Source organism: Marinobacter vinifirmus (assembly GCF_002258215.1).
GTDB classification, from domain to species: domain Bacteria; phylum Pseudomonadota; class Gammaproteobacteria; order Pseudomonadales; family Oleiphilaceae; genus Marinobacter; species Marinobacter vinifirmus.
Genome location: NZ_NEFY01000003.1, coordinates 320,488 through 336,463, shown reverse-complemented (window position 1 = coordinate 336,463; position 15,976 = coordinate 320,488). Strand labels below are relative to the sequence as shown.

At 56.6% G+C, this 15,976-nt stretch carries 19 protein-coding genes; all 19 read right to left on the bottom strand.

Features of this window, described 5'->3' with window-relative positions; genetic code table 11:
* Nucleotides 1–61: 61 nt before the first annotated feature.
* Entirely contained in the window at nucleotides 62–412 is a 351-nt protein-coding gene (locus B9Q17_RS06035; protein ID WP_154707614.1) for a DUF6455 family protein, read from the bottom strand.
* A 213-nt stretch (nucleotides 413–625) separates the two neighbouring features.
* Nucleotides 626–1,570 (bottom strand): ketopantoate reductase family protein, encoded by a 945-nt coding sequence (locus tag B9Q17_RS06030; RefSeq protein WP_244177323.1) that lies wholly within the window; start codon nucleotides 1,568–1,570, stop codon nucleotides 626–628.
* Nucleotides 1,571–1,609: 39 nt separating this feature from the next.
* Nucleotides 1,610–2,989: an amidase gene (locus tag B9Q17_RS06025; protein ID WP_094624511.1), complete on the bottom strand. Its 1,380-nt coding sequence runs from the start codon at nucleotides 2,987–2,989 to the stop codon at nucleotides 1,610–1,612.
* Between the two features lie 5 nt (nucleotides 2,990–2,994).
* On the bottom strand, nucleotides 2,995–3,681 hold the full coding sequence (locus tag B9Q17_RS06020; protein ID WP_154707613.1) for a hypothetical protein: 687 nt from the start codon (nucleotides 3,679–3,681) through the stop codon (nucleotides 2,995–2,997).
* 37 nt (nucleotides 3,682–3,718) lie between these two features.
* Nucleotides 3,719–3,910, bottom strand: a complete 192-nt coding sequence (locus tag B9Q17_RS06015; protein ID WP_094624509.1) for a 4-oxalocrotonate tautomerase — start codon at nucleotides 3,908–3,910, stop codon at nucleotides 3,719–3,721.
* 9 nt (nucleotides 3,911–3,919) lie between these two features.
* Nucleotides 3,920–4,714, bottom strand: coding sequence for a 2-oxo-3-hexenedioate decarboxylase (dmpH, locus tag B9Q17_RS06010; RefSeq protein ID WP_094624508.1), 795 nt, complete (start codon nucleotides 4,712–4,714; stop codon nucleotides 3,920–3,922).
* The gene (gene dmpG / locus B9Q17_RS06005; protein WP_094624507.1) at nucleotides 4,711–5,748 is read right to left on the bottom strand and encodes a 4-hydroxy-2-oxovalerate aldolase; all 1,038 of its coding nucleotides are present in this window, start codon (nucleotides 5,746–5,748) and stop codon (nucleotides 4,711–4,713) included. Before dmpG ends, dmpH begins: the two co-directional genes overlap by 4 nt.
* A 12-nt stretch (nucleotides 5,749–5,760) precedes the next feature.
* Nucleotides 5,761–6,696, bottom strand: a complete 936-nt coding sequence (locus B9Q17_RS06000; RefSeq protein WP_094624506.1) for an acetaldehyde dehydrogenase (acetylating) — start codon at nucleotides 6,694–6,696, stop codon at nucleotides 5,761–5,763.
* Between the two features lie 24 nt (nucleotides 6,697–6,720).
* Entirely contained in the window at nucleotides 6,721–7,506 is a 786-nt protein-coding gene (gene dmpE / locus B9Q17_RS05995; protein ID WP_094624505.1) for a 2-oxopent-4-enoate hydratase, read from the bottom strand.
* A complete protein-coding gene (locus B9Q17_RS05990) occupies nucleotides 7,506–8,366 on the bottom strand; it encodes an alpha/beta fold hydrolase (protein ID WP_094624504.1) in 861 nt (286 codons plus the stop codon). The genes dmpE and B9Q17_RS05990 overlap by 1 nt, the downstream gene beginning before the upstream one ends.
* Before the next feature lie 7 nt (nucleotides 8,367–8,373).
* Nucleotides 8,374–9,831 carry a 2-hydroxymuconic semialdehyde dehydrogenase gene (locus B9Q17_RS05985; protein ID WP_036202313.1) on the bottom strand — a complete coding sequence of 486 codons (1,458 nt, stop codon included), beginning with the start codon at nucleotides 9,829–9,831 and terminating at the stop codon, nucleotides 8,374–8,376.
* Between the two features lie 46 nt (nucleotides 9,832–9,877).
* Complete coding sequence (locus tag B9Q17_RS05980) at nucleotides 9,878–10,801, bottom strand: catechol 2,3-dioxygenase (RefSeq protein ID WP_094624503.1); 924 nt, start codon at nucleotides 10,799–10,801, stop codon at nucleotides 9,878–9,880.
* A 5-nt stretch (nucleotides 10,802–10,806) separates the two neighbouring features.
* Nucleotides 10,807–11,136 (bottom strand): 2Fe-2S iron-sulfur cluster binding domain-containing protein, encoded by a 330-nt coding sequence (locus B9Q17_RS05975; RefSeq protein WP_094624502.1) that lies wholly within the window; start codon nucleotides 11,134–11,136, stop codon nucleotides 10,807–10,809.
* Nucleotides 11,137–11,148: 12 nt separating this feature from the next.
* On the bottom strand, nucleotides 11,149–12,210 hold the full coding sequence (locus B9Q17_RS05970; RefSeq protein WP_094624501.1) for an NADH:ubiquinone reductase (Na(+)-transporting) subunit F: 1,062 nt from the start codon (nucleotides 12,208–12,210) through the stop codon (nucleotides 11,149–11,151).
* A 10-nt stretch (nucleotides 12,211–12,220) separates the two neighbouring features.
* Nucleotides 12,221–12,580, bottom strand: coding sequence for a phenol hydroxylase subunit P4 (locus tag B9Q17_RS05965; RefSeq protein ID WP_036202300.1), 360 nt, complete (start codon nucleotides 12,578–12,580; stop codon nucleotides 12,221–12,223).
* A gap of 72 nt (nucleotides 12,581–12,652) precedes the next feature.
* Nucleotides 12,653–14,188 carry an aromatic/alkene/methane monooxygenase hydroxylase/oxygenase subunit alpha gene (locus tag B9Q17_RS05960; RefSeq protein WP_094624500.1) on the bottom strand — a complete coding sequence of 512 codons (1,536 nt, stop codon included), beginning with the start codon at nucleotides 14,186–14,188 and terminating at the stop codon, nucleotides 12,653–12,655.
* A 14-nt stretch (nucleotides 14,189–14,202) separates the two neighbouring features.
* Nucleotides 14,203–14,472, bottom strand: a complete 270-nt coding sequence (locus B9Q17_RS05955) for an MmoB/DmpM family protein (RefSeq protein ID WP_094624499.1) — start codon at nucleotides 14,470–14,472, stop codon at nucleotides 14,203–14,205.
* The gene (locus tag B9Q17_RS05950; RefSeq protein ID WP_036202281.1) at nucleotides 14,469–15,470 is read right to left on the bottom strand and encodes an aromatic/alkene monooxygenase hydroxylase subunit beta; all 1,002 of its coding nucleotides are present in this window, start codon (nucleotides 15,468–15,470) and stop codon (nucleotides 14,469–14,471) included. Before B9Q17_RS05950 ends, B9Q17_RS05955 begins: the two co-directional genes overlap by 4 nt.
* Nucleotides 15,471–15,525: 55 nt before the next feature.
* Nucleotides 15,526–15,786, bottom strand: coding sequence for a phenol hydroxylase subunit (locus B9Q17_RS05945; protein WP_094624498.1), 261 nt, complete (start codon nucleotides 15,784–15,786; stop codon nucleotides 15,526–15,528).
* Nucleotides 15,787–15,976: the final 190 nt, after the last annotated feature.

The window sequence follows — 15,976 nt, the reverse complement described above, 5'->3', positions numbered from 1 at the left end:
AGCAAAAAGGCCTGAGGTTTCTCAGGCCTTTTTGTTGGTCACACAATTACCGGACTATGCTTTAAAGCCGTTCGAAGGTGTCTGCATTCGGACAAAGTTCCCGACACTGCTCAGCAGACTCCCCGCCACGCAGCGCCTGCCAGCAGCGGGCCGCTTCCGAGCAGGAACTACAACGTTTCTTCATAGCCGCCAGCTCTTTGGCTTCCAGGGTGCCCATCTGTTCTTCGGTAACGCCGAAACGTGCCTGCATCTGCGGCATCAGGGTCTTTTCAAAACGCACAAACGGTGCACCACGGGTTCTCAAAAGACGCTCGATTTCAGCGGCAACGGAGGAATCCAGGGCCGGATCCGCCTGCGCAACTATCTGCTCCAGCGCATCCGGGGCTTCCATCTGCAGGGACTTTACAGCCATCTGATACTGGCTGGCGATTAACCGGTCAGCAAGGCGACCGATCAAAGTAGACCTGGGTTGAGTTGAAACTTGAGCATTCATGTTCATGGGACTTCCCTCCTGATATTGATGACAGTAAACGCTGTTACCAGTGGGGAAATCTTGCTTCAGGTCAATGAATCCGGGCGGGTGTCCGGGAAATTGATTGGGTGTGCACTATATGCACCACCAGGACTAGTTCTGGTGTTTCAAAACTGCATTCACGGTGAAAGTGTAAGGTGCTTCCACGCCGAGTTTCTCACACCGCCGCAACACCGCCCCGGCAATGCTATCCAGCTCCAGCGGCCGGCCTTTCTCCTGATCCACCAGCATGGAGGTTTTGATGGCGTTAAAACTGCTGATCAGCTCAAACATTTCATCGAGATCCCGCTGCGTCAGGTTTACACCATCGGCTCTGGAGGCCTCTACAGTCTCAGCCATCATCCCGTAGACCATCTTGCCGAATTCGGGATGGTGGGTGAGGCTTCGGGTATCCAGAAGGGTGAGCGCAGACAACGGATTAACCCCGTTATTAATCACCAGCTTGCGCCAGAGTTCGTAGCGGATGTCTTCCGTCACGGTGGCCGGAATGCCCGCCTCGTTAAAGGCAACCTCCAGCTTCTTCAGCAAGGCCATCCGTGAGTCATCAGGCTGTTGCTGAGGCCAGGCCCCCACCACTATCTGGGCAACACCTTCGGCGAACACTTTGCCCGGCTCGGTAATATGGCCGCCAATACGCACCGCAAGGCCACCCAAGACACGGCCTTCTCCGACCACTTCTGAAATGAGGGGTTCGTTATCTACGCCGTTTTGAAGAGACAGTACCGGAACCGAACCAGCCCTCAGCCATTCAGAAAGCTCCGTCATCACTGTACTGGTGGCTGTCGATTTAAGGGCTATAACGATCAGGTCAAAATCATCCGCCTGATAGTCGCGAACAAGGTCTTGGTGGTGGCAAGCCGGGAGTGAATGGTGGAAAACCTGCCCTTCATAATCAACGGTCAGGCCGTTCGCTTGTAGGGCCGCGAGGTGATCTCCACGGGCAGTCAGTACAACCTGGTGGCCGGCTTCAGCCAACCTTGCGGCGTAATAGCCGCCGATGCCGCCGGCACCAAGCATCAAAACACTTAAAGCAGACAAGGCAACCTCGGTCTCTCAGAAAGTTCGTCGGGCTGTTGTTCAGGAACAAGAACCAAGTATATCAGGCCCGAAGCCCAGACAACGCTCAACGGACTGACCAATCAGCAGCAACCGTTCCTCTTGCCAGGGGCCCTTTAACAATTGCAAACCAACTGGCATCCCTGCGCTGTCTTTCCCTACCGGCAGAGTTAAACCACATAGTCCCAGATAGTTACCCATCGCCGTGTTACGTAAGGCCTGCATATTTGCAGCCGCATAGGCGCCCGGCTCATTAAGGCTATCTACGTCTGGCGGGGTCAGTGTAACGGTGGGCGTAAGCAGGGCATCGACACCCTCCAGTTCCATGGCGGCAATGCTGGAAAGACGCTTGATAAGCTCCAGCCTGTGGATATATTCCCAAGCCGGCAGCTCCTCTGCGGTGCGCAACCGTGCCACCACGTTCGGATCCAGGTCCGGAACAATGTCCGGCAATTCCTTCCGGATAAAGGCAGCCAATTCTGGGGCTGCCACGCCTCCCTTCAGGAACGCCTCAAAGATCTCGTCCAGGCCGGACAAGTCAAAACGCACCAGCCTCGCGCCTGCTTTTTCGAGCGATCTCAAAGCCCTTTCTACCGCTTCGGCAATGCCTGGGCTGCAATTCTCCCAAAAGAAACCGGAGGGTACACCGAAGGTAAGATCCGCCAGATCCGGAATCGCCGCCAACCGTTTGCCGTGCTTGCCAATAACCGGATCCAGCGCACTGAAGGCAAAGGCGAGATCGTCAACACGATGGGCCAGCAGTCCGGGCGTATCCAGAGTGCTCGAGAGGGGGACAATCTGCGAGGTCGGCCATCTACCGGCTGTCAGTTTCAGGCCGGCGACACCGGTCATCGCCGCCGGAACACGCACCGAACCGGCTGTATCCGTGCCGAGCGCTAACGCCGCGGTTCCATCAACAAGAGAAATCCCGGCACCGGAACTGGAGCCACCAGGAACCCGGTGAACGTGGGCATCCCGGGGATTTCTTGGTGTTCCCCAGTGGGGATTAGTGCCCAGCCCACCGAAGGCAAGCTCCACACAGTGGGTTTTACCTACCACTGGAGCCAACTGGGATTGCAGGGCCTGTATCACGGGCCCCGCTACCTGCCAGTGCTCCGGAAGAGGTTGGGCACAACCGGCAAAGGTGGGAAAGCCCGGCACACCAAACATGTCTTTAACCGATACGGGGATGCCCATCAATGGCCCGGTATTGCCCCCTGCAGCTCTTACCTTATCTACAGCACGGGCAAACTCGAGCGCACGCTGCGGCTGCCAACTAAGATAAGCGCTGTTTCCGCCCGATTCGTAAGCCTCTACGGAGGCTGCAACCAATGCTTCTCCGGTCAGGGTTCCGGCCTCTAGCTCTCGTGCCAGTTGCCTAAGCGGTGTTGCTAGGAGCATGGTTGCTATTTCATCCAGCCAAATCCAGAGAGTGTTTGTTCGGCATTATTCATCCCACTGCTGAACATCCTTTGCGGAAACTGAGAACCACCAAGCGTAAATGCAGCGTTGAGAAGACAAACTGTCGGGTCATCCAACCGCGCAATTTGCTGAGAACGTTCCGAGGCTCCTTTGAAGGACATAACAGCCCCCCACTTTTGATCCTGCTCCCAACCGCTAAGCATTTCTCGCAGGCGGCGATCATGCAGCGATACACCAACCTTGTCCTTATGGTTCGCCTTGTCGTCCAGACAAATCACGAGTACATCCTGCTCCCGCAGCACCTCAAGGCAAAGACCTACCTGCCGGTACTCATGCTCACTCATGCCCGTATTGAGGATGAGCTCTGTCACCTCATGCGGTTCTTCAGCCAATAACGCTTCAAGTAGCCTAGCCCGGTCAGATGAGCTCGTTGAACCAATCTCCGGTGTGAACCCCTGCCCTGAAAGCAGAGCCTGTATCTTGCCAGCGGTTGTTCCTTTGCCCTTCAAGATGTGTAGTTCCGGGCCAGCCTGGTCAGATCGAGTGCTCATCACTACAACACTTTTAAACCGCTTGCCCCAGATCATTCTCGCAGGGCCTGAGCAACCCCCGGATTGGGTCTGGATATTTTCAGCATTACAGGACACAAATAACACCGGAAGTTTTGTCACTTCTCTTCTCCATCAATCATCTCGGGGGTTCGGGGGCTCAACGCCCCCGTTGTTTCGCCGATTGCCCAGCAATACCAAAGTGCTGCTTGGGCATTTCGTTGATAATCACCCGCACGCTTTCAACCGGCGCATCCAGTGAACGAACAATCGCGTCTGTCACCTCGTGGATCAGCGCTTCCTTTTGCTCGTCGGCTCGACCTTCCAGAATGTTGATCTGTGCAATCGGCATAAAACCTCCTTATTCGAAGCGGGCGGTTACGGTGCCCAGCCCCTGGTAACGAACACTGATGTTGTCGCCGGCCTCCACTGCGATCGCAGCAGTGATACCGCCAGTCATGATGAAGGTGCCCGCCGGGATGTGCTCACCGCGCTCCGCCAGCAGGTTGGCCAGCATGGCCACGCTGGAAGCCGGGTGGCCCAATACCGCAGCGCCTGCACCTACGTCTACGATTTCTCCGTTCTTCTCAACCACAACACCCAGTGTTTTCAGGTCCAGGTCGGCAATATTCGACATGGTGCCGCCGGTGATAAAGCGGCTGGAGGAGGCGTTGTCAGCCACCACGCTCACCAGGTCGAACTTGAAGTTCTCGTAGCGGGAGTCGATCACTTCCACCGCCGGGATCACGAAGTCGGTGGCGGCCAGGACGTCACCAATATGGCAACCGGGGCCATGCAGGGGCGCCTTGGTCACGAAGGCGATTTCGGCTTCGATTTTCGGATGAATCAGTTCCTTGGTGTTGACCACACCGCCGTCCGGCACGCTGAAGTAATCTGCCAGGAAGCCATAGATCGGGGTTTCCACGCCCATCTGGGCCATCTTGGCCCAGGAGGTCAGGCCCATTTTCATGCCCACAACCTTGTTTCCACGCTCTTCCTTGCGACGGCGGATTTCCCACTGCACGTCGTAGGCGTCTTCAAAGGTCATGTCCGGATAATCATTGGTGACCTTGGTGATATCGCGGGCGTTCAATTCGGCGTTTTCTACGTGCTCGGCCAGGGCCAGCATCTGGTCATTGTTTAGTGTCTTACTCATGCTTTTTGCTCCTCTTGCGCCTTCAGCAGATCCAGCGCCACGTCCACGATCATGTCTTCCTGGCCACCCACCATACGGCGTTTGCCCAATTCAACGAGAATATCCACAGTCTTCAGGCCATACTTCTGCGCCGCCACTTCGGAATGGCGCAGGAAGCTGGAGTACACACCGGCATAGCCCAGCGCCAGGGTTTCGCGGTCTACACGCACCGGGCGGTCCTGCAGCGGGCGCACGATGTCGTCAGCCGCGTCCATCAGGGCGTACACGTCGGTGCCGTGGTCCCAGCCCATCTTGTCGAAAGCGGCAATGCACACTTCCAGCGGTGCGTTACCGGCGCCGGCGCCCATGCCAGAGAGGCTGGCGTCGATGCGGTCACAGCCTTCTTCCACTGCGACGATGGAGTTGGCCACCCCCAGCGCCAGATTGTGGTGGGCGTGGATGCCCGTTTTGGTTTCCGGTTTCAGAACATCCTTCAGGGCCCGGAAGCGGTCCCGGATGTCGTTCATGTTCATGGCACCGCCGGAGTCCACCACGTACAGGCAGGTAGCACCGTAGTCTTCCATCAGTTTGGCTTGCTCGGCCAGGCCCTGCGGAGTTTGCATGTGACTCATCATCAAAAAGCCCACGGTGTCCATCCCCAGCTTGCGGGCGTGTTCGATGTGCTGTCTGGAGACATCCGCCTCAGTGCAGTGAGTCGCGACACGCACGATGCGGGCACCGGCGCTGTAGGCGTTGTCCAAATCGTGGACGGTGCCAATGCCGGGCAGCAGCAAGGTGGCGATCTGTGAGTGTTCCACCACTTCGGCCACCGCTTCGATCCACTCCAGGTCGGTGTGGGCACCAAAGCCGTAGTTGAAGCTGGAGCCTTGCAGGCCGTCGCCGTGGGCAACTTCGATGGAGTCCACCTTGGCCTTGTCCAGAGCGCGGGCGATGTCCTGCACGTTCTTGATGCTGTACTGATGACGAATGGCGTGGCTGCCGTCTCGCAAGGTCACGTCGGAGATATAGAGTTTCTTGCCAGGGTTATGAGTCATGATTCAGTCTCCTCACTTGACCAGCGATTCGGCGATGCGCTCGGCGGTACCGAGGGCGGCGGAGGTCATGATGTCCAGGTTGCCGGCGTAGGCCGGCAGGTAATGGGCAGCGCCTTCCACTTCCAGGAAGATGGAGGTTTTCAGGCCACTGAAGCGGCCCAGTCCCGGCACGTTCATGGGCTGGTCTTCAGGAATGACGTCGAACTGGACTTTCTGCTTGAGGCGGTAGCCCGGTACGTAGGAGGACACGGCTTGCACCATTTCTTCAACGGAGGCTTCCACTTCGGCCTGGTCAGCCGCGTCAGACAACACGTAGACGGTGTCGCGCATCAGCAGGGGCGGCTCGGCCGGGTTCAGGATAATGATGGCCTTGCCCTTCTGGGCGCCACCCACCACTTCAATGGCCTTGGAGGTGGTTTCGGTGAACTCGTCGATGTTGGCGCGGGTGCCCGGGCCGGCAGACTTACTGGAAATCGATGCCACAATTTCGGCGTAGTGCACCTTGGCCACGCGAGACACGGCGGCCACCATCGGGATGGTGGCCTGGCCACCGCAGGTGACCATGTTCACGTTACCTTCGCTCAGGTTCTGCTCCAGGTTCACCACCGGCACGCAGTAGGGGCCAATGGCCGCGGGGGTCAGGTCGACAATCTTGATGTTTTCTTTGTGGCCACGCAGAAACACTTCGTTGTGCATGTGCGCGCCGGCAGAGGTGGCGTCAAATACGATGTCGATGTCGGCAAATTCCGGCATCTTCACCAGGCCGTCCACGCCTTCGTGGGTGGTGGCCACGCCCATGCGCTGGGCACGGGCCAGGCCGTCGGATTCCGGGTCGATACCGACCATGGCGCCCATTTCGATGTGCTTGCCGTTACGCAGGATCTTGATCATCAGGTCGGTGCCGATGTTGCCCGAGCCGATGATCGCTGCTTTGATTTTCTTGCTCATAATCTTGTCCTCGTTTGGTCCGGATCAGACAAAGCGCACAGAGGCGCTGCCAATCCCGCCAATGTCCACACGCATGGTGTCACCGGCTTTCACCGGCTCCAGCGGTACCAGGGAGCCCGATAGGATGACTTCACCTGCCTTCAGGGAAATACCAAACTCGCCCAGGGTGTTGGCCAGCCAAGCCACGCAGTTCACTGGAGAGCTCAACGCGGCTGCGCCGGCGCCGGTGCTGATGATGGAACCGTTCTTCTCCACCACCATGCCGCAAGTCACCAGGTCAACATCCCGAGGGGAGACCGCGTTGTCACCCAGCACAAACAAACCGCAGGAAGCGTTATCAGCGATGGTGTCCTGAATGGCGATCTTCCAGTCCTGAATGCGTGAATCGACGATCTCGAAACACGGTATTACGCATTCGGTGGCCGCCAGCACGTCGGCATTGGTCACGCCGGGGCCGGCCAGATCTTTCTTCAGGATGAAGGCAATCTCTCCCTCAGCCCTTGGCGCAATCAGCCGGTCGCTGATGGGCACGGCTTCTCCACTGTTAAACACCATGTCGTCGGTCAGGTAACCGAAATCGGGCTGGTGTACATTCAGCATGTTCATCACCGCCTTGCTGGTGACGCCGATCTTTTTGCCAATTACCCGGGCACCGGCTTGCTGCCGGCGCTCAAGCATGCGCAGGGAGATGTGGTAGGCATCCTCGATGCTGATGTCTTCGCCACGGCTGGTCAGCGGGGAGACTGCTTCCCGCTTGACCATGGCTTCGTAGAGTTCGTCGCCGAACTGCTGGATTTTTTGCTTATCCATTATTTGTCTCCGGCAGCGGCTTGATCCGCTTCGTTCAGGAAATCGTCAACCAGACGGGCAAACCGGGAGGCGTGTTCAATCTGTGTCCAGTGACCGCAGCGGCCGAACACATGCAACTGGGCACGATCAATCAGCTCAGCCAACTTATATGAGGCTTCCAAGGGAATCACTTCGTCTTCGCGACCGTGGATAATCAGGGTTTCGTGCTGAAGGGCACGGATGTCATCCTCGTTGCTTGCCAAGTTGTCGACCCAGCGCTGGCGCGGGGCCGGAAACATGGCGGCAAAGGATTCCTGAAAGCCGGGGCGAACGCTTGCCTGGTAACGCATTTCTGCCAGTTCGTCGGTCAACAGCCCCTTGTTGAAGGCAAATACATCCATCAACCGGCGCATGGTTTCCAGCGAGGGCTGGTAACCCCAGACTTCATCCAGGCCTTTGGTGATCGGAAAGCTGACCCCGGCAGAGCCCATCAGCACCAGACGGCGAACGCGCTCTGGATGCTCGATGGCCAACGACAATGACAGCCCCCCCCCGAAGGAGTTGCCCACCAGATCGACCTGATCAAGCCCCAGCTCGTCCATAACACCGATGGCGTGTTTTACCCAACGCTCACGGTTATAGATCTTGTCTTCCGGGCGCTCGCTGTAACCAAAGCCGAGCATGTCCGGCGCAACCACACGGCGGTGTTTGGCCAGCTCGGGAATCACCAGGCGCCAGTTGGCCCAGGCGGTTACCCCGGGGCCGGAACCGTGAATCATCATCAATGGGAAGCCACCTTCGCCGTGATCGTGCACATTGGTCCGGTAGCCGGCCGCGGTGATCTCACGCCCGATTTCAGGGCTGTCTACAGGTACGTTCATGGCTACCTCACAGTTTGATACAGATGTTTTTGGTTTCAGTGTAGAACTCCAGACCATGCACGCCGCCCTCACGACCAATCCCTGATTGTTTGGCGCCGCCGAAGGATGTGCGCAGATCACGCAGGAACCAGGAGTTCACCCACGCCAGACCAACTTCCATCTGTTCCGCCACGCGGAGAGCCCGGGCAGAATTTTCTGTCCAGATGGCGCAGGCAAGACCGTAGCTGGTGTCATTGGCCAACTCGATGGCTTCTTCTTCGGTATCGAACGGACGGATGTGACAGCACGGACCAAAAATTTCCTCGCGGATAACACGGGCGTCTTCAGGCAGGCCGGTCCAGATGGTCGGTTCAATCCAGGCGCCATCGTTCAGCTCTGCGCCCATATCGGGAATGCCTCCACCAATCTCGACGGTTGCACCCTCTTCGCGAGCCAAGTCGTAATAGCTTTTAACTTTGTCACGATGCTCCAAGCTGACCAGCGGCCCGAAATTCGCATCGGGATCTTCTGGTCGGCCCAGTTTCAGCTTGGCCACCTCTTCTTTCATACGGGCGAGAAACTGGTCAAATATCGAACGCTCCACATAGACCCGCTCGGTGCCCAAACAAACCTGACCACAGTTGACAAACGCGGAGCGCATCGTGCCCTCCACGGCTTTTTCGAGATCGCAGTCGGCGAACACAAGGCCAGGGTTTTTTCCGCCGCACTCCATGGAAACATTACGAAGGCCCACTGCGGCGGCTTTCATAATGATCTCACCGGTACGGGTTTCACCGGTGAAGGTGATCGCATCCACTAATGGATGAGACGTCAGGAAAGCACCCGCAGAGTCAGGGCCAAAACCGTGCACCACATTAAACACACCTGGTGGCACACCACACTCGTTCATGACCTCACCCAGCAAAGTGGCCGTAGCAGGTGTTTCTTCCGACGGTTTAACAACAACCGTGTTACCACAGGCCAGCGCAGGGCCCACCTTGAAGGTCATCAACAACAGGGGAAGGTTCCATGGAGACACCACGGCAATAACGCCTTTTGGCGTCCGATGGCCTACGTTTACAGCGCCCGTGCCATCCGGGGTATCCATTCGGAAGCCTTCAGTCGGATGATTCATACTGTCAGCAAATTCTTTAAAGTTGGCTGCGCCACGGGGAATGTCGATATGGCTGGCCATTGAGCGCGGTTTGCCCGTGTCCAGGCACTCTGCGGCCAGGAATTCGTCGAAACGCTCATTAATGCGGTCTGCGATCTTGTTCAACATGGCGGCACGCTGGTTTTGGGTCAGCTTGCTCCAGGGGCCCTTAAGCGCGGCTTTAGCGGCACGAACGGCAGCATCGACTTCCGCCTCACCGGCCTCGTGAACCTGACCGATCAGGCTATTGTCCACTGGCGATCGATTTTCAAATGTTTTGCCGCTGGCCGAAGCCACGTACTCGCCGTTAATAAAATGTTTGAACTCTTTCATGGCTGCCTAGTCCTGTTAAATTGAATCACGTTCGGCCTGTTCCTAATCAGGTCAACACGGTCAGGAAGCGTTCGTTCAGCACGCGATCGTGGTAGAAAATCGCCTTACCGAGGTCTTCCGCCTTCCAGGTAATGGGTTTATGGTCCGGATAGTGATAGTCACCGCCACAGAACACTTCGTTACGGTTGCCAGACGGGTCAAAGAAATAGATGGTCTGGCCGTGGGTCAGGCCGTGACGGGTCGGGCCGATGTCGATAGAGGTATCGGTCATGGAGATCAGATCGGCAGACCGCAGCACCGCTTCCCAGGTATCCAGGAAGAAGGAGGCGTGATGAAACTTGCCTTTCTCTTCGTGGTGTATGAAGGCCACATCGTGTTCCTTCATGGAGACGGTCAGGAACTGCGCTACGCGAGTGCCTTCGGGGTCCAGAACCTGCTCCGCCAAGTAAAAGCCCAACACGTTGACGAAGATGTCATACACGGCGGCCAATTCCGGGCCGTAGAACAAGACATGATCAAAACGCACCGCCTTCATGCCCTGCAGGCCGCGAGGCCAGGCTTCCGGGTTAACGCTGGACACACCCCACTTTCCGGTATATTTCTTATCAGCATAAAGTTCAAAGGCATGACCGGAGGGCACAGTGAAGCGAACGCGGCGACCGCAATCTTTCAACTCTTCCGCCGGTACTTGCTCAACCTCAACACCGTAATCGACAAGGTCTTTTTCAAGCTGGTTCAGGGCAGCTTCGTCCACCACCTTGAAGCCCATAAAGTCACAGCCCGGCTCATCGGCTTCGCGCAGAACCACAGAGAATTTGTCCACTTCGCTCCAGGCCTTCAGATAAACACGCCCCTGGTCGTCACGATCGGTTTCGATCAAACCCAACAGGTCTGTGTAGTGTTTGACAGCTTCGCCCATATCGAGAACCCGGATCTGAACGTGGCCGGGACGCATTACACCTTTTTTCATGACAGTTACCTCAACGTTTTTGTTGTTGTTTGCTTCGCAAGTGCCGCCTCCGGCAGAAGCACACACTCGATGGTCAAGTCGGTCAGCGGGTAGATCCGGCAAGCCAGGACCTCCCCTTTTTCAACGGCTTCTGGAGGGGCATGCACCTTGCTCATCTTGCCGCACTTGAAATCGCCCTCCAGAACCCGGATCTTGCAAAAGCCGCAGCCACCACCCCGGCAGCCCACGGGCACGCACTTCATACCCAGCTGTTCCATAGCCTTGAGCACGCTCTGGCCTTCCTGGCAGATGAAGTGGTCACCCGTTGTGCGGTTGAACACCTGGAACTCGGCCATACCGCCTCCCGGTCAGATCTTCTTGAACAGGGCTGAACGCTGGGTGTCTTCCGCACCGTCGGCCGCTGTCAGGAATTTCTCCATGAAGATGTCCCGCTCGAACAACCGGCCTTGCATCAGGGCGGTGATCGCTGCATCGATCATCGGAGGTGGGCCACACAGGTAAGCCTTGTTACCGGAAAACCGGCCGCCAAAGTGTTCCTTGGCGGCGTCGTGCACATAACCCCGGAAGCCCTGCCAGTTGGCATCGTCCTCGGCCTGGCTCAGGGCCGGCACGTAGGTAAAGTTGTCGTGGTCACGATCCAGTGCTTCAAACAGTTCGCGGTTGTAGAGCTCTGCGAGGTTGCGGGCGCCCTGGAACAACACGATCTTGCGTTCGTCGTTCTGCTCCAGCAGGTCGAGAATCATCGATTGCGGACTGGAAAGCCCTGAACCACCCGCGATGAAGATCAGATCACCAGGCTGAGAACTGCGCACAAAGAACTGCCCATAGGGGCCGGACAGGTTCAGTTCATCGCCTGCTTTCAGCTGCTCGTGGATGTAGGTGGTTGCAGCGCCCCCTTCAACCAGGCGAATGTGCAGCTCCACTTCATCGGGCTTGCCTGGCGGGTTAGCGAGTGAGAACGCGCGGGCACCCTCAACTCCGGGCACTTCGATGTTGATGTACTGGCCGGCCTGGAAGGTCATCGGGCGGTCCAGTTTCAGGTGCAGACCCTTGATGGTGGGCGACAGGTCAACAATATCCGTTACTGTCGCTACGTAATCCTCCACCGGGTAGCCCTCGAAGTCCGGGTCGACATCGATATCGGCTTCGATGGTCACGTCGCTTTCCACTGTGGCGCAGCAGGCCAGCACCTTGCCTTCGCCTCGCTCCACGTCCATCAGGGCAAACGGTGAGGCGTCGCCAATCTCGACGTCGCCCTCAAGCACCTGCACCTTGCAGGTAGCACAGGTGCCGTGACCGCATGCAAACGGCAACCAGACGCCCTGGCGGAGCGCCGCCGCGAGGATGGTCTGGCCTTCCTCCACTTCGATCTGCTCGCCAATGGGTTCGATAGTTACGGTATGGCTCATAGCACTACCCTCAGTATCCGACGCCAGCCATGCCTTTGAGGTCAGGTGTTGTGACCGTCAGCATGCTTTTGTGATCAATGCCGTTATCTATCAGGCTGGCATCCGCATCCGGGGTAAACGGCTCATCGTTCAACAGCCATTCGGCATTCAGGAAATCCGCCTTGCTAGAATCCGGGTGCGCTGCAGTTGCCGGCTTGAGAATTTCTTCAATCAGGGCACGGAAGGTCATGTCCGGCTGAACCAACAACGCAAACGGCGCGCAGAACATCAGGTGATCAGGCCAGCAGACATACAACAGCTGCATGCCGTTAAAGTTCTCGACCTTGTCTTTGGGCTCGAATTTGTAGTCGTATAAAGCGTTTACACTCATGATGGTCACCTTATTGTTTTTGTGGGTGGTTCGCCCGGTGCCAGTGGCTACCGGGCGACTCCCGGGTCAGTATCAGGCGGCGTCCTGGTTCTCATCAGCAGGCTTTTCGCCCTTGATGGACATCCAGCGCTTGTGGTCCGGCGAACCGAGGTACTCGAAATTGTCCTCGCCGATGTTGATGTGGTAGTACTTCTGCACCACGGTCTCGACATCTTCGCCTTCGCAGTTACCCTGATAGATCTGATGCACCGGCAGCCAGGCCTGCACGTATTTTTCCGGCTCGTGCTTGAAGATGTCGCAGCAGGCTTCGGAGCAGAAATGGTAACGCTCGCCTTCATGAACCAACTGACGATGGCTCAACTTGGTGGGCGCGCCCATTTCGGTGAACAGGTTCGGTACCTGGCACACCTGGCACAGTTGCGGCAGGGTGTTGTTGTAGAAGCGACGGCCAGCGGCGGCCTCTTTCGCCAGGTACTCGTAGCGCGGACGGTAGTACTTGTCGAAAGTGTCCGGGTACTTTTCAGACATCCAGTCCATTTCTTCCTTCTCTGGAACCCAGGTATGGAAGTTGGTGGCATGGCTATACTGGTAGAAAGTGGTCCACAGCTGGTGGCTCAGGTGATGTTTGGCATCGTTGGCCACGTCCTGATATTTGGGAGGACGAATGCCATAACGCTCAAGATCTTTGAACAGCGCGCCACCGTTCTGCTCGTAGTACACCTCCCAAGCCTCAGACCAGGACATGACTTTGTTCGGCAGCATGTAGTCCATCATCATGCTGACCAGGCTGAGCAGGCGGAATCCGCGCCAGAACCACTTGTCGATCCAGCGCTGAACAATGGGCACGTTGTCTTCGTGCTGCTCCAGGATGAACTTGATCACCTCAAGGCCCAAGGTCATGTGGCGTGCTTCGTCTGACTGGGCAGAGAAGCCGAAGGTAACGGTGGCCATGTCGCCGTTGTATGCGGCGCCCGACATAAACGGAACGAACAAGAGGTTAGTCAGTACATACTCGAACGAGAACGAAATGGCGGTCAGGAATTCGAACGGACCAGCGGTGCGGGCATCGTCAAAGAACGACTTGGGCACCGACAGGAACCACACCCGGTCGTGCATGTGCGCAGCATCATGCAGGCCGTTAAAGTGCTTGTTGTAATGACTCATGGCGTGTTGCTGGGTCTGCGAATGACGCAACTCGTCAATCGACTGCATCTGACAAGCCACCCGCGCACCAGTACCACTGAACTGACGACCTGCCTTGGCATATCCCTGGTAGGCCCCATGTTCCAACGGAGATACGCCACCGAGGAACAGCTTCAGGGCGTTGACGTAGCGAGCGTCTGAAATGTTCTGGTGGCCATTATTCTGGGCAAACGCATCAAAAATGGCGTACAGCTTCTTCTCTTTTTCCGCCTGATACTTCCAGTACGAATCCATGGTCAGACGGAATGGGTCTTCCCACTGAGACCAATCGGTAATCTTGATACCTTCAAAGTCCTCGTGCGGAAAAATGTCTTCTTTTTTCTGGTAGGTAGGCTCCCAACCCATGTCGCGGGTCAGATACTGGTATTTGTCTTTGAGATTCAATTTCTTGTTTTGAACAGCCATGATGATTCTCCCAATTATTTCCACTCAAGAATAAAATGGTCATCGTCCTCATCGACATTGCCGCCGATGCTGATGACATTTACGAGCATCTCCTGAACATCCCAATCGCGCCCCAGCTTTTCTTCCATCGTTTCCCGATTCATCACCAGGCGCTTCTCAGCCTGGATCCGGATCATCGCAGGCTGGTGTTGTATTTCCGCATGAGGGTTATCGTCCATAACCGCTTCGGCGAGATAGCGAGAGTCGTCGTTGTCCTGAAATACAATGAATACCAACTGGCTCATGCTGAGACTCCCCTACTCTGCAGTCCGAATTTCTTCAGGCGGGTAGAAAGCTCCGCCCGGGCTTCATCCAGAGCGTCAATACCCACCGAGGCTTCTGCCAGTGGTTGGAGAGCGCTATAGACCTGCGGCTCCCACTGATCGATCCACGTCTGGAGCAGTTCGCAATTGGCTTCGCTCTCACCGGCGACGGCTTTGATCATGGCGTTGGTCCAGCGAAGGGATTCTTTGTACCAGTCGCGCATGAACTCGGTGAGCATGGAAACGTCTTCCGCACCCTGAGTCGCAAGCCAGGCATCCATTTTGTGGTACACCAGGGTGTACATCAGTCCATCCAACAGAATGTTCTGAACCAGGGTCAGTTCGAACCAGTCATCAACGACCAGGGTGTCCTCCACGAGTTTGCGCATGGGCTGCCACAGCTCGTCATCCATCCAGTAGCCTTTGGACTCGTCCAGTGCCTTACCGGTACTACCGTCAATCAACAGAGCAATGCGAGACAGGTACTGACCAATGCCCAGACGATCCATCGCGGCGTAGATGTGCATCTGGGAAACGGTGGTGGCTACAGCGTCACCCGAGATCTTGCTGTTGTTCATGTTGGCGCCCAGTTCAACATGACGAAGAGGCACCAGCAGGCGCAGCAGCTGCTTCTGAGTCTCTTCCGGCAGGCGCGTCAACAAGTTGCGCTTGTCGCAAAAACCAAAGCTGGTCTCGGCGGACTCCTGCATTTTGGCCCGGTTGCCTACGTAGGCGCCGTAGTAGTACTGGCGGGGATCAGACACCGCGTACCAGTCGTCCATGCGGATGGCGGTACGGCGATCATCATTGAGCTCGTATCGGGAGTCCCATTGGGGGCGATAGTGGAAGTTGGTTTTCGCCTCCAGGTCGTAGCTCGCTTCCTGATAGCGAGTCGCCGGCTTGTCACCAAATCGGCGCGCAATGTGGCTGTAGGTGTGACGAATGGGTTCCATCGAGGTGGTTTTGATTTCGATACTCATATCAACCTTTCCGTTTTGTTTTTGTGGATCAGATTGTGGGTGTTGCTTGTTTGGCTCAATAACGCTGGCCGCGCTCCCCGAACCGCCACTTGACCATGTCTTCGTCAATCTCGCGGATCATGTCGGAGTCCATGTGGACCACATGGTTGTGCTTGCAAAAGATTTCGAACGCTTCGCGGGGGAGCACCAGTTCAACGAACAGCTCCGGGTAACCGATGGCGAAGTCAAATTCCACGAATTTGTCGCCAGGCTCGCTGCGGACCCGGATATAGCGGGTCATTTCGTCAAAGGTTTTTTCGTTGGTTGCGTTAGTCATGGTTAGCCCCGATTGTGTTTTTTGTTGGCTGACAAGTATTGAGCAACGCCTGTGCCACTTTTAGTCTTTGTGCGGAAACACAATCACAGGAGACTGATTCAAAACACCTTTTCTATTCACAGAAAATTTCTACGCTGAGACCTAGGGACATCAGGCCACCCAAACCACCATCGATTTTTCATCAAATGAT